The sequence below is a fragment of the Amycolatopsis anabasis genome (assembly GCF_009765355.1).
Taxonomy (GTDB): Bacteria; Actinomycetota; Actinomycetes; order Mycobacteriales; family Pseudonocardiaceae; genus Amycolatopsis; species Amycolatopsis anabasis.
The window spans coordinates 1-13,214 of record NZ_VTHK01000009.1; the positions used below are offsets into that span (position 1 = coordinate 1).

A 13,214-nucleotide genomic window follows, 5' to 3' on the forward strand; every position below is an offset into this window, starting at 1 on the left:
TTGCATCGAGCCTCATACCCTTCTTTGTCGATCTTGGCGATCCAGTAGTTCGCCATCTTGCGCAGCGAGGACGGGTTCTTGCCCTGCAACCGGTTGGCCATGATGGCATCGACTTCGCGGGCTTTCTCGTCGCCCAAATAGGCCGTGGGTTCGGCGATCTTGGATGCTTTCTCCTCGTCGATCACCCCGCCCTCCATGGCCTTCAAGGTCTCGGGCAGTCGCGTGGTCAGTGTCCGCGCGAGCGCCACCTTTCTCGCCGCCTTGTGCTCGGTCAGTTTCAGTATCCAGGCGACTTCGCCGGGCACGCCACGGGATCTTCCTTGCAGGTTGTCCAGTTCCGCAATGGCTCTCAACTGCCGGGCCTGCGCCTTCGCGATCACCTCCCCTTCCGATTGAATAATGTCTTTCAGGCCTGCAAGTCTGGTATTTGTTTCCACGTCTCCCATTTTATCGACAACGGAAGATCAACACCTTTCCCGAATGGGTGAATCTGGAACTAAAACCAACGTAACCAAACGTGCTCATTCCGTGGGGAACTGTCGCTGGTGACCAACGACGGGAATCGACCCGTGGAGCGACAGTTTCCCACGGCGCGCCGAAGGCGTGCCTGAAACCCAACCCAACTCCCCAATCCGGCAACCACCGCTCGGACGTCAACCCGGCAACCCCTTGTCCCACCACCCCGTACACCGGCATACTGCGCACGTGCCTCGAACCTTCCAGGTCGTCATCGACTGCGAGAACCCGGACCGGATGGCGACTTTCTGGGCCGCCGCCCTGGACTACCAAATAGACACCGCACCGGAAGGCTATCCAACCTGGATGGACTACCAGATCGGAAAAGGCTTTCCGGAGCCCGACCGGGTCCGCTTCGCCGCGGTGAGCGACCCCGAGGGAGGCGGGCGCATCTGCTTTCTCGCGGTCCCGGAGAAAAAGCACGGCAAGAACCGGCTGCACCTGGACATCCAGGCCACCGACCGGGAAGACTCCTTGGAACGGAAGGCAGAACGGGTCGACGCGCTGGTGGCCCGGCTGTGCGAACTGGGCGCTTCGGCCCGCCGGACCGGTCGTGAACGTGGTCAGTATTTCGTGACCATGGTAGACGTGGAGGGCAACGAGTTCTGCGTCCACTGACGACCTCCCTGGGGATATAATTTGATGCATGAAGGCGCGTTCCTGAACAGCGGCGTTCGACGTGCGGGTCGACGTCTGTTGCCATTCATGGCCCTGCTTTTCCTGGTGAACTATCTGGACCGGGTCAATGTGGGCATCGCCGCGGTGGAGATGAATGCCGACCTCGGATTCAGCGCCACCGCGTTCGGTCTGGGGGCGGGGCTCCTTTTCGCCGGTTACACGCTGTTCGAGCTGCCCAGCAACCTCATTCTGCGCCGGGTCGGCGCCCGGTTGTGGATCGCGGCGATCACCGCGAGCTGGGGCGTGTGCGCCACGGCGACCGCGTTCATCCAGGGCGAGACGAGCTTCTACCTGCTGCGATTCCTGCTCGGCGCCTGCGAAGCGGGGTTCCTGCCCGGGATGATCCTGTATCTCACGGACTGGTTTCCCCGATATGAACGCGGACGGTTCACCGCGCTCTTCATGCTCGCCGTGCCGGTCACCGTGGCGCTCGGCACGCCCCTGTCGACGCTGCTCATGGACGTCGACGCCTTCGGCCTGCCCGGCTGGCGGTTCATGTTCCTCGCCGAGGGCGCACCGGCCATCCTGCTCAGCCTGCTGGTGCCGAAGTTGCTGCCGAACCGGCCGGAGGACGCCCGCTGGCTGCCCGCGGAAGAGGCGATCGCGCTCCGCGACAAGCTCACCGCGGAGCACGGTGGCGTGGTCGAGCACGGAAGCGGTTCGCTGCGCGCGGCGCTGAGCGACTACCGGCTGTACGTGGTCGCCCTGATCGGGTTCGGCACCAGCGGCGGCCTCTACGCCCTCACCTATTTCCTCCCGCAGATCGTGGCGGGTTTCCGGAACGACTTCGGGATGCAGCTGTCCACCTACCACATCGGCCTGATCACCGCGTTCCCGTCCGGGGCCGCCGCGGTGGCGATGTGGTTGTACGCGAGGAAATCCGACCGCGCCCGGGAACGCATCCGGCACATCGCCGTACCGCTCTTCCCGGCCGCGGCTGCCCTGGGCGCGGCGCTCTACCTCCGGTCGCCGCTGCTGGTCATGGTGGCGATCACGATCACCACGGTCGGCGCGTTCATCGTGCTGCCGGTGTGGTGGCAGCTCCCGGGGATGTTCCTGACCGGCCCGGGCGCGGCCGGTGGCATCGGGGTGATCGCGGCACTGGGCAACGCTTCCGGGTTCGTCGCCCCCTATCTCACCGGCTGGTTCAAGGATCTGACCGGCGATTACCGCCTGGGCATGCTGGTCATCGCCGGATTCATGGTGGTCGCGGCCGTGAGCGCCCTGCTCCTCGGCCGCGACCCGGCCTTCCGCCACCGCTGACAGCGCGCGGGGAAAGGTTCGCCGCGCCGCGCCGGAACCGATCGGCCAGCTGCAGCAGCGCGTCGGCGAGTTCTGGTGGATCCTCGACCTCGAAGTCGACCTCGAGCGCGCCGAGCAGGAACGCCAGCGAATGCGGGGTGTCCGCGCCGAAGGTCAACCGGCAGGTGTGCTCGTCGACCGGCTCGATCCGCCCGTAGGTGGTGGCACTGCGCGCGTGCGGGGAGTCCGCCGGGGCGTGCAGCAGCACGGTGGCCTGGTACGGCCACATCCGCGCGACACCGCGGGAGACGAAGGCGGCCGCGTCGCCGCCCGGGATCTCGCGGGGCGCGAAGCGCGGGCCGGTCGGGATCCGGGGACGCATCCGGTCGACCCGGAAGGTGCGCCAGCCCTCCCGTTCGACGTCCCAGGCGACCAGGTACCACCGGCGCCCCCAGGTCACCAGCTCGTGCGGTTCGGTGATCCGCACGCTCTCCTCGCCGTGGTGGCCGTGGTAGTCGAAGCGCAGGCGCTGGCGATCCCGGCAGGCGGCGGCGATGGCGGTGAGCACATCGGCGTCCACGGACGGCGTGCCGGGGATCTCCACGGTGGAGACCCGCAGGGCGTCGATGCGGTGCCGCAGCCGGGGCGGCAGCACCTGCTCGAGTTTGACCAGGGCCCGCAGTGCCGTCTCGCCGATGCCGGTGACGCTGCTGCCGGTCGCGGTGCGCAGCCCCACGGCGACGGCGACGGCCTCCTCGTCGTCCAGCAGGAGCGGCGGGAGTTCGGCGCCGGCGCCGAGCCGGTAGCCGCCGGCCGGACCCATGTCGACCTGGATCGGGTAGTCGAGGTCGCGCAGCTTGTCGACATCGCGGCGGACGGTCCGGGTGCTCACCCGCAGCCGCTCGGCGAGTTCCGCACCGGACCACTCGCGGCGCGTCTGCAGCAGGGCGAGCAGTTTCAGCAAGCGGGCCGAGGTCTCCTTCACATTCGCCGAGTCTGCCAGAAGTGGAGGACAGGAGTTGTCCGCCACTGTTCCTACGGTGGGTGCCATGGACGAAACCATCAAGCCCTTCCGCATCGACATCCCGCAGGCGGATCTGGACGATCTGACCCGGCGCCTGGCGGACACCCGCTGGCCGGAGGAGCCGCCCGGGGTCGGCTGGGCCAACGGCATCCCGGTCGGTTACCTGCGGGAGCTGGCGGAGTACTGGCGCACGCGCTACGACTGGCGGGCGGCCGAACGCAAGCTCAACGCGTTCCCGCAGTTCACCACCGAGATCGACGGGCACGACATCCACTTCGTGCACGTCCGCTCGCCGGAGCCGGACGCGCTGCCGCTGGTGCTCACGCACGGGTGGCCCGGTTCGCTCGTGGAGTTTCTCGACGTGATCGGCCCGCTCGCCGATCCGCGGGCCCACGGCGGCGATCCGGCCGACGCCTTCCACGTGGTGGTGCCCTCGCCGCCCGGATTCACGCTGTCCGGCCCCACCCGCGAGACCGGGTGGACGGTGTCCCGGGTGACCCGGGCGTGGGCGGAGCTGATGCGCCGCCTCGGCTACTCCCGGTACGGGGCGCACGGCGGCGATTTCGGTTCCCTGGTCTCGCGCGAACTCGGGCTCGTCGACGCCGAGCACGTGGCCGCGGTGCACCTCACCTCGGTCTTCTCCGCGAGCGCCACCCAGGAGAACGCCGACTTCTCCGTCGAAGCGGAGAAGCGCAGCGTCGAGAAGCAGTTCCGGTACGAGTACGAGCTCGGTGGCTACGCCGCCATCCAGGGCACCAAACCGCAGCTGATCGCCTACGGGCTCACCGATTCGCCGGTCGCCCAGCTCGCCTGGATCGCGGACGGGTTCAAGGCGTGGACCGATGCCAAGGAGGTTCCCGAGGACGCGGTGGATCGGGACGCGATGCTGACCAACGTGATGCTCTACTGGCTCACCGGCACCGCGGGTTCCTCGGCCCGCTACTACAAGGAGGGCACCGAAACCTGGGGTGAACCGGAACCGGACTCGCGGACCCCGACCGCGGTCGCGGTGTTCCCGCACGACATCGCGCTGCCGATCCGCCGGCTCGCCGAGCGCAACAACAACATCGTGCGCTGGACCGAATTCGACCGCGGCGGTCACTTCGGCGCGATGGAGGAACCGGATCTGATCATCACCGATCTCCGCGAAACCTTCCGCGATTACCGGTAGCGGGACGGCGGCGCCGCGATCTTCGCCATCGACCCGACCGATTCACTGTCCACAGTGGAACGAGGCGAGGTGGCCGCGGAGGGCGAGCGCCTGCTGCGGTTCGCCGAGGAGCACGATATCCGGTTCCTTGGCGAACCGGCCCGGTGACCGGCTAGTATCGGCCGCATCGCCGAAAGCAGGGAACCGACGCAGCACCGCGACGCCGGGTGGCGCCGCGGAGCCGCCGGGCGCGCGCTGGCGGTGCTGTTCGCGTTCCTGCTGACCGCGGTCGGCGCCACCACGGCGACGGCCGGTGCCGCGCAGCTCGCGCCGGGGCCGCGGCAGGCGACGAACGCCCAAGCCGCGCCGGGGGTCAAGAGCGCCCCCGCACCGGTGGCGAACCGGCAGCACGTCGCGCAAGCCCACGCGCACGATCTCCCGTTCTCCGAGCCGCCGACCGCCTGGTCGGCGTGCCCCGTGCTCATCCCGGCCGGGCCTGGTGCCGCGCCGGATCCGGCGAGTAACGCGGCGCCGCGTTACGTTTCCGGCGGCCGGGCTCCTCCGTCCCGCCAGCCGGTTCGGTAATTCGCCGCAGCCCGCGAAAACCGCGGTGCGGCGCCGGTTCCGCGCGTTTCTTCGCGTGGAGTTGTTCCTGACGGAGGATTCAGTCACCGTGTCGCGCTCCCGTGCGCGGCGGGGGACGATCGGGCGTGCCGTGGTGTCGCTCGTCGTTCTCGCCGCGTCTGCTTACCTGTTGCTCACCACCGCCCCGCGCCTGGGCCTCGATCTGCGGGGCGGAACCCAGATCGTGGTGGAAACCCGGAACTCACCGACCGTCGTCGCGGACGCGGAGGCCACCGACCGCGCGCTGGAAGTGCTGCGCCGCCGGGTCGACGCGCTGGGCGTGGCCGAACCGATGCTGGCCCGCTCCGGCGACAACCGGATTGTCGTCGAACTGCCCGGCGTGCAGGACCCCGACGAGGCGGTGGCCATGATCGGCCAGACCGCGCAGCTCACCTTCCGCCCGGTGCTGGGCATCGAGGCGCCCGGATCCCCGGGGGAGGGCACGGCCCTGCCCGATGAGGAAGGCAGGCCGCTGCAGCTGGGCCCGCCCGCGCTCAGCGGGGACGGCGTCGAGCGCGCGCGGTCGGGCACTAACCCGCAGGCCGGGCCCGGCTGGTTCGTCAACGTCGAATTCACCGGCCCCGCCGCCGATTCGTGGCAACGGCTGACCGGCCGGGCGGCCTGCTTCCCGCCGGGCGACCCGCAGCGCCGGGTGGCGATCGTCCTGGACAACCGGGTGATCTCCGCCCCGCAGGTCGATCCGCAGATCCGCTGTGACACCGGGATGGGCGGCGGCACCACCACCATCACCGGCCGGTTCACCCAAGACCAGGCCAACGACCTGGCCAAACTGATCAGCGCCGGCGCCCTCCCCGTTCCGGTGGAGATCATCGAGCAACGCACGGTCGGCCCGACCCTGGGTGCCGAGGCGATCGAGGCCAGCGCGTGGGCGGCCGTGGCCGGGCTCGTCCTCACCGGGCTGTTCCTGCTGGCGGCCTACCGGCTGGCCGGGCTGGTCGCCGTGCTTTCGCTGCTGGGCTACGCGCTGGTCGCCTACGCCGCGCTGATCGCCCTCGGCGCCACCCTCACCCTGCCCGGCCTGGCGGGATTCGTGCTGGCGATCGGGATGGCCGTCGACGCCACGGTGCTCGTCTTCGAACGGGCCCGGGAGGAACGCGCGGCCAGACCGAACGGTTCGCTGGCCCGGGCGGGCGACCGGGGTTTCCGCGGCGCGCTCTCGGCGATCGTCGATTCCAACGTGACCACGCTGCTGGCGGCCGGGTTGCTCTTCTGGCTGGCGTCCGGACCGGTGCGCGGGTTCGGCGCCACCCTCACCGTCGGCGTGCTGGCCGCGCTGTTCACCTCGTTCGTGCTCGTCCGATCGTTGCTGCCGCTGGCACTGCGGTCCGCGCCGCGCAAGCGGCCGCAGCTGAGCGGGCTCGCGCACGAGGGCCGGGTGCGGCGCTGGGTGGATCGCCGGAATCCCGGATTCCTGTCCCGGCCCCGGCGCTGGCTGGCCGCGGCCGGGGTGGCCGTGGGACTCGCGGTGGCCGGGCTGGCGGTCGCCGGTCCGAACCTCGGCGTGGAGTTCACCGGTGGCCGGGTGCTCGACTTTTCGACCGCCGCGGTGTCCGATGTGGACAGGGTGCGGGCCGCCGTCGTGGACGCGGGCTTCGGTGACGCGGTCGTGCAGACCTCCGGCGACCGCACCATTTCCGTGCGCACCGGCCCGGTGGACCAGCCGGCCGCCGAACGCATCCGCGCGGCCGTGGCCACCGTGGGCGGGGAGACAACTCAAGTACGAGACGAAAGGATCGGCCCCAGCCTCGGCGCCGAACTGCGCGCCAACGCCCTGCTCGCCCTCGGGCTCGCGGTGCTGGCGCAGCTGGTCTACCTGGCGATCCGGTTCGACTGGCGCCTCGGCGTGGCGACCGTGGTCGCGCTCGCCCAGGACGTCCTGCTCGTGGTCGGGGTGTTCGCCTGGCTGGGCAAGACGTTCGACGGGGTGTTCCTCGCCGCGTTGCTGACCATCATCGGGTACTCGGTCAACGACTCGGTCGTCGTGTTCGACCGCGTCCGGGAACTGCGCGCGGCTCGGCGGCAGGAACCCTTCGCCCGGGTCGTGGGCGCCGCGGTGCTGCAGACCCTGCCGCGCACGGTCAACACCGGCATCGGTGTGCTGTTCGTGCTCGGCGCGCTCCTGCTGTTCGGGGACGGGTCGCTCGCCGACTTCGCGCTGGCGCTGCTGCTCGGGGTGGTCGCCGGGACGGTCTCCACCGTCGCCACCGCGAGCCCGGTCGCCATCCTGCTCGAGGCGCGCGGTCGGCTCAGGGAGTCGCCGCCAGGCGCTCCCCGGCGGCCTGCGCGGTCTTCAGCTCGTAGGACAGCTGAGCGCACGCGGCCTGTCCCCGCGCGATCGCACCCGTCACCCGGAACAGGTACGCCGTGAGCTCGTCGAGCGCCGCGCTGTCCCCGGCGCCGCCCAGGCGGCCCGACCACATCTGCTGTTCCAGCCATTCGCCGAGTTCGGGCAGGGTCCGGGAAAGGTTGCCCACCAACAGTTCCAGCGACCCGAGCACCCGGCAGACATCGGCCGGGCCGCGGATGCCGTCCGGGTTTCCCGCGGCGCAGGCCTGGTTCAGCGCACGGTTCACGTCACGCACCCGCTCACCGAGCGCGAGCACCGCGTTCCCTGCCGTCCCATTGCCGGTTTCTCCCATGATCACGTCCTCACACCACCAATTGATGAGGAGGAGTACCCGCCGGACACAGGTTCAAACCACGCGGCCAGGAAGTTCTGTCCGATGTGCGCACCAGCGCCTCGCCGAAGGCGCGCAACCGGATGAGGGGATCCTCGTCCGGATTTTCGCGGCAGGCGAGTGCTTCCTTGGTCGCGCCGGGCTCGGGACCCCTCCCGGGCGGTATGTGCAGGGTGGTGCGCACGCCTTGCGGGTGGCGTTCGTTTCCAGGTCGAGGAGGGTCGACGGTGTTTGTGGGGCGGTCGAGCCTGCTCACCCTGCTCGACGAGCTGGTCCGGGTTCCCGCGGGCGGCGAGGCCAGGCCGGTGCTGGTGCTGCGGGGCTGCGGTGGCTGCGGCCGCACCGCGTTGCTGGAGAAGGCATACGAGACGTGGCGGGACCGGACGCCCGCGGTCCTGGTGCGCCCGCTCGCCCTCGGCGAGGGCGCCGTCCGGCCCGTTATGGTCGCCATGATGCTGGGGTTGAGCCAGGGCGCGGTGGCGTTCCCGCGTTTCGTGCTGGCCCAGATCGCCATCCGGGAGAACTTCGCCGGGCTGAGCCACGACCAAGCACGGATGCGGCTGCGCAGCGCACTGCACGGTCTCCGGGATCGCGCCGCGCTGCTCGATTTCCTCCGGTACCTGGCGCGGGCGGCGGGTGTGCCCGCGGAGCCGAACCGGCTCGCGGAAGGCGCCGTCGCCAGGCTGTTGCGCGGGCGGCGGATGGTGCGATTCACCTGGCGCCGGGCCCAGGAGTGGTTCGGCCACCAGGACCAGGGTTTCCGGTTCGATCCCGAACGCGTGCTGATCCAGCTCGGCATTCAGGCCGGAAGCCGGAATCCCGCGGTCCGCCGCGGGGTGGACGATCTTCTGGTCACCGCCCTGCTCGCGGATCTGCGATCCAGCCCGGCGAACGCGTTGGTACTGCTCGACGACGGGGAGGTCCCGGCGGCGATGTCCGTCACCCGCTCGCTGCTGCGGGTGCGGCGAGCGCTCGCCGCGGTTCCCGGCAACCGGGAGCAGGGGCTGCCCGATCCGCTGACCCTGGTCACCACCGGCGGCGGTGCGGACACCCCGGACGGTGTCCTCGCGGTCCCGGTGCCGGACCTGCCCGCCGGTGAGGTGCTCCTGCTGGCCAGGAACCACGTGTGGCCCGACGAACTCGGGGCGGCCTCGATCGCCGCCGCGGTGTACCGGCTCACGCGCGGTCATCCCGAGGCGACCGCGTTCCTGCTCCGGAAGCTCAACGACGAACCGCACCTCGTCGACGATCTCGACGCGGCGCTGCGGAGTCCGGGACCCGAGCCCGGGATTCCCGTCGAGCGCCGGTTGCTGCATCCGTTCGTCCGGGGGCTGAGCGAGTGGAAGCGGATCGACGAGATCCTGCTGGAGGCGCTGATCACCCTTTCCGCCGCGCGGAATCCGCTCGAAGCCGAGGCGTTGGCCGCGCTCCTGCCGGCGCCGGTCGGCGTCGATTCGGTGCTCTTCACCTCGCCGGCCCTGTGGTCGCCGCCCGGCGCGAGCGCGCGCCCGCGTTTGCATCCGCTGGCGCGGTATCTGGGCATCCGTGCGCTCGCGGTCCGGGCGGACGCGCGGACGGGCTGGGACGCGGTCTTCGGCTGCCTGCGCGCCAGGGCCGCCGCCGGGGATCGCGCGGGCAGGCTGCACCACGAACGGTTGCTGGGCCGCCGGGACGAGGTCGCCGCGGAGCTGGCCGAGCTGCTGCCCGCCCTGCCGGGTGCGGAGTGGCTGTCCCTGCTCGACGAGATCGTCGCCACGCCCGATCCGCGCGAGCGGGACCTCGAGCGGATCCGGGGTGCCGGTCAGCCCGGGAACCGCCGGGGCCACATCGCGGTCCTGCTTGGCGTGCTGCCCGCGCTCGCGGATCCCTGCCGCACCGAATGGTCCGTGCGGAAGACGCTTCGCGCGCACGCCGAACACAGCCTGCGCCGGCTCGCCGACGAGACCGGCGATCCGAAGCCGTTCATCCTGCGCGCGAAGCGGTACGACCGCGATCCGGACCGGTTCCTGTGACGGGAGCCGAAGTCACACCCGGAGGGAAACCTCGATCCCGTCGCCCAGCGGCAACGCCATGCTGAAGTAGCCGTTGGCCGGTTCCCGGACGTAGTCGAGATAGGGCTTGATCAGGTCCTGCCCGCCGGGTATCCCGTCCGCGACGATCAGCGCGCCCCGCGCGAGGGACGGTTCGACCAGCCGGAGAACGTCCGGGTACAGGGCCGGGAATCCGTCGATCAGCAACAGGTCGACCGCTGCGGGCAGGTCCCGCAGCGTCTGCCGGGCGTCGCCTTCCCGCAGGTCGATCAGGTCGTCCAGGCACGCTTCGGCGAAATTCGCCCGTGCGGCCCGCACCTTGTTCTCCGCCAGTTCGGTCGTGATCACCACGCTTTCGGCGTTGCCGTTGTCGCGCAGCGCGGACGCCAGGTAGAGGGTGGAGACGCCGAAGGAGGTACCGAACTCCACCACGGTTCTGGCATTCCGGTTTCGGGCGAGCAGGTAGAGCAGTTCCCCGGTCGCCGCGTCCACCGGGATCTGGGCTTCGCCGAACAGTTCCACGAGTTCTTCGACCGACTTCCCGCCTCGATCGGGTTCCCCGTGCATCACCCGCACGTCGATGCCGGCGAGAATCTCCGCGTCGTTCCGCTCTTCGGCGAGCAGGCGGTCCAGTACCTTGCGTACCGGCTTGGTGGTCAGCGTGTTCATCGGTCCTCCGGGGCTTCTGCGCTCTGTCAATCCACAGTGGACACTTATCGACGGGGCCACGGCCGACCCTCGTACTCCTCCACTGTACGGTTGAGCCGGGTCAGCATCTCGGTCAGTTCCTTGATGTCCTGCTCGCTCCAACCGGACAGCACCGTGCCGATCCGGTCGCGGTAGCAGTCGCGGTCGGCGGCCAGCCGGCGGGCCCCTTCGGCGGTGATCCGCAGTTTGCGGGCCGGACCGCAGTCGTAGTCCGGGATTCGCTCGACCAGCCCGCAGCGCAGCAGCGCGGCGGTCTGCCGGTTGATGGTCGAGGTGTCCAGTCCGAAGGCTTCGGTGAGTTCCCGGATCGTCATCGGCCCGTCGGCATCGATCCGGTTGAGCAGGATGTAGGCCGATCGGTCCAGCCGCCCGGCGTCCCGGTCCTTGGGAACAAGCAGGTGGCGGCGGCCAATCAGCATCAGCTCCTGTTCCAAGCGTTCGAGCATTGTTGATCTCCACTGATCCCAGGCCGTGGACGAAGGTATGCATGGTACATATGCTGTGTACTGTGCACATCGTCCGGACGCGCGCCGGGCGGGCGTTTATCACGCGTTTGGGGGAAGGTTTCCAGTGCTGTCCCAGCCCGTCGCGCCGGAAGGCACGGCCAAACCCGGTGGCCTGATCACCGTGCTCGCCCTCGCGGGCGTCGTGGTCGCGGTGATGCAGACCTTGCTCGTCCCGGTCCTCGCGAAGCTGCCCGAGCTGTTGCAGACCTCGAGTTCCAACGCGGCCTGGGTGATGACCTCGACCCTGGTGACCGGCGCGGTGGCCACCCCGGTCCTCGGGCGGCTGGGCGACATGTACGGCAAGCGCCGCATGTTGCTGGTCGCGATGGCTTTGCTGGTGGCGGGTTCGGTGGTGTGCGGGCTGACCTCCGATCTGGTCACGATGGTCACCGGCCGCGCGTTGCAGGGCGGCGCCATGGGCGCGATCCCGTTGGGCATCAGCATCATGCGCGACGAGCTGCCACCGGAGCGGCTCGGCTCGGCGATGGGGCTGATGAGTTCCTCGCTGGGCATCGGTGGCGCGCTGGCGCTCCCGGCCGCCGCGGTGGTGGCCGAGCACACCGACTGGCACACCCTGTTCTTCGGCTCGGCCGGGCTCGGCGTGGTCAGCATCGCGCTGGTTCTGCTGGTGGTGCCCGAATCGGCGGTCCGCGCGCCCGGCCGGTTCGATTTTCCCGGCGCGATCGGGCTTTCCGCCGGGCTGGTCTGCCTGTTGCTGCCGATCTCCAAGGGCGGCGACTGGGGCTGGGGGAGCGGTCTGACCCTGGGCATGCTCGGCGCCGCGGTGGTGATCTTCCTCGCCTGGGGTGCGCTGGAACTGCGGATCAACGAGCCGCTGATCGACCTCCGCACGACCGCGCGCCGCCAGGTGCTGCTCACCAACCTGGCTTCGATCATGGTCGGGTTCTCGTTCTTCGCGATGCAGCTGGTGCCCGCGCAACTGCTGCAATTGCCCACCGCCACCGGATACGGCCTGGGCCAGTCGATGGTGGCCGCCGGCCTGGCGGTCGCGCCGGTGGGGCTGCTGATGATGTTGGTCTCCCCGCTGGGTGCGCGGCTGACCGCCGCCCGCGGCCCCAAGGCTTCGTTGATGGCCGGGTTGGGCGTGCTCACGGTTGCGTATGCCGCCGGGCTCGGTCTGCTCGGCGCGGTCTGGCAGGTGTCGGTGATCGCCGCGCTCGTCGGCCTGGGCGTCGGCCTCGCGTATGCCGCCATGCCCGCACTGATCATCGCGGCGGTGCCCGCTTCGGAGACCGGCGCCGCGAACGGCCTGAACACGCTCATGCGGTCCATCGGCACGTCCAGTTCCAGCGCGGTGGTCGGCATGGTGCTGGCGCATATGAGTATCCGGTTCGGCACGGCCGAGGTGCCCACCATGGCCGGTTTCCGCACCGCGCTGGTCCTGTCCGGTGCGGCGGGCATCGTCGGCCTGCTGATCGCCGTGTTCATCCCGGGCCGCCGCCGGGCTCCCGCGGTGGAGCCCGTTCCGGTTGCCCCGGAATCCGGCATCGGCGGCCGGGTGCTCGACGACCGGGGATTACCGGTCGCCCAAGCGAATTTCACCCTGATCGACCAGCAGGGCCACCAGGTGTCCCGCGCGATCAGCCGACCGGACGGACGGTACACAGTGGACGTTCCACGGCCCGGAACGTACGTGCTGATCTGCGCCTCCGCACACCACCAGCCGCAGGCGGCCACCCTGACCATCGGGAACGCCCCAACCGATTTCGACGTCGTGCTCACCGGAGAACCCGCGGCGACCGGTTCGCTCCAGGGGATCGTCCGCTCACCCACCGGAAATCCGGTCGCCGACGCGCGGGTGCTACTGCGAGACGCGACCGGAAACGCGGTGGCATCCGGGGCCACCGGCGCCGACGGCCGGTACCGGTTCACCGGTCTCCCGGACGGCGCGTACACAGTGGTGGCCAGCGGTTTCCCGCCGGTCACCACGACCGTCAGTTTGCTGGGTTTGGGTAGGCACGATCTGGATCTGGCCCTTCGCCATGACACGGGTTCCCCGATCGGTTGAGAAGTGGT

The 13,214-nt window shown here is 70.2% G+C and carries 11 protein-coding genes; 7 read left to right on the top strand and 4 right to left on the bottom strand.

Features of this window, described 5'->3' with window-relative positions; all coding sequences use genetic code 11:
• Positions 1-437 (bottom strand): DUF222 domain-containing protein (locus tag FXO23_RS13845; protein ID WP_246257216.1); only part of this gene is annotated, 437 nt, incomplete at its 3' end.
• Positions 438-705: 268 nt separating this feature from the next.
• On the opposite strand from FXO23_RS13845, the gene FXO23_RS13850 reads away from it, so the two are divergent.
• Positions 706-1,134: a VOC family protein gene (locus tag FXO23_RS13850; RefSeq protein WP_158884751.1), complete on the top strand. Its 429-nt coding sequence runs from the start codon at positions 706-708 to the stop codon at positions 1,132-1,134.
• 87 nt (positions 1,135-1,221) lie between these two features.
• Entirely contained in the window at positions 1,222-2,457 is a 1,236-nt protein-coding gene (locus FXO23_RS13855) for an MFS transporter (protein ID WP_158884753.1), read from the top strand.
• Here the strand turns inward: FXO23_RS13855 and FXO23_RS13860 are convergent.
• Positions 2,393-3,421 carry a helix-turn-helix transcriptional regulator gene (locus FXO23_RS13860; RefSeq protein ID WP_158884755.1) on the bottom strand — a complete coding sequence of 343 codons (1,029 nt, stop codon included), beginning with the start codon at positions 3,419-3,421 and terminating at the stop codon, positions 2,393-2,395. The two genes, FXO23_RS13855 and FXO23_RS13860, sit on opposite strands and share 65 nt — an antisense overlap.
• A gap of 64 nt (positions 3,422-3,485) precedes the next feature.
• Here FXO23_RS13860 and FXO23_RS13865 point away from each other — a divergent pair, with 64 nt between their 5' ends.
• The 4 genes from FXO23_RS13865 (at position 3,486) to FXO23_RS13880 (ending at position 9,945) form a co-directional block, all read left to right on the top strand.
• The gene (locus tag FXO23_RS13865) at positions 3,486-4,631 is read left to right on the top strand and encodes an epoxide hydrolase family protein (RefSeq protein WP_158884757.1); all 1,146 of its coding nucleotides are present in this window, start codon (positions 3,486-3,488) and stop codon (positions 4,629-4,631) included.
• A 240-nt stretch (positions 4,632-4,871) separates the two neighbouring features.
• Positions 4,872-5,195: a hypothetical protein gene (locus tag FXO23_RS13870; protein WP_158884759.1), complete on the top strand. Its 324-nt coding sequence runs from the start codon at positions 4,872-4,874 to the stop codon at positions 5,193-5,195.
• An 88-nt stretch (positions 5,196-5,283) separates the two neighbouring features.
• Positions 5,284-7,623: a protein translocase subunit SecD gene (secD, locus tag FXO23_RS13875; protein ID WP_158884760.1), complete on the top strand. Its 2,340-nt coding sequence runs from the start codon at positions 5,284-5,286 to the stop codon at positions 7,621-7,623.
• 537 nt (positions 7,624-8,160) lie between these two features.
• Entirely contained in the window at positions 8,161-9,945 is a 1,785-nt protein-coding gene (locus tag FXO23_RS13880; protein ID WP_158884762.1) for a hypothetical protein, read from the top strand.
• Between the two features lie 12 nt (positions 9,946-9,957).
• Here the strand turns inward: FXO23_RS13880 and FXO23_RS13885 are convergent, their stop codons facing one another.
• Complete coding sequence (locus FXO23_RS13885; RefSeq protein ID WP_158884764.1) at positions 9,958-10,632, bottom strand: O-methyltransferase; 675 nt, start codon at positions 10,630-10,632, stop codon at positions 9,958-9,960.
• A 44-nt stretch (positions 10,633-10,676) separates the two neighbouring features.
• Positions 10,677-11,117 (bottom strand): MarR family winged helix-turn-helix transcriptional regulator, encoded by a 441-nt coding sequence (locus tag FXO23_RS13890; protein ID WP_158884766.1) that lies wholly within the window; start codon positions 11,115-11,117, stop codon positions 10,677-10,679.
• 124 nt (positions 11,118-11,241) lie between these two features.
• On the opposite strand from FXO23_RS13890, the gene FXO23_RS13895 reads away from it, so the two are divergent.
• Complete coding sequence (locus FXO23_RS13895; protein WP_246257218.1) at positions 11,242-13,206, top strand: MFS transporter; 1,965 nt, start codon at positions 11,242-11,244, stop codon at positions 13,204-13,206.
• Positions 13,207-13,214 lie beyond the last annotated feature (8 nt).

Excerpts from the sequence above, each read along its gene's own strand:
- FXO23_RS13885 (WP_158884764.1), bottom strand. The coding sequence starts at position 10,632 with ATGAACACGCTGACCACCAAGCCGGTACGCAAGGTACTGGACCGCCTG.
- FXO23_RS13855 (WP_158884753.1), top strand. The coding sequence starts at position 1,222 with ATGGCCCTGCTTTTCCTGGTGAACTATCTGGACCGGGTCAATGTGGGC.
- FXO23_RS13890 (WP_158884766.1), bottom strand. The coding sequence starts at position 11,117 with ATGCTCGAACGCTTGGAACAGGAGCTGATGCTGATTGGCCGCCGCCAC.
- FXO23_RS13865 (WP_158884757.1), top strand. The coding sequence starts at position 3,486 with ATGGACGAAACCATCAAGCCCTTCCGCATCGACATCCCGCAGGCGGAT.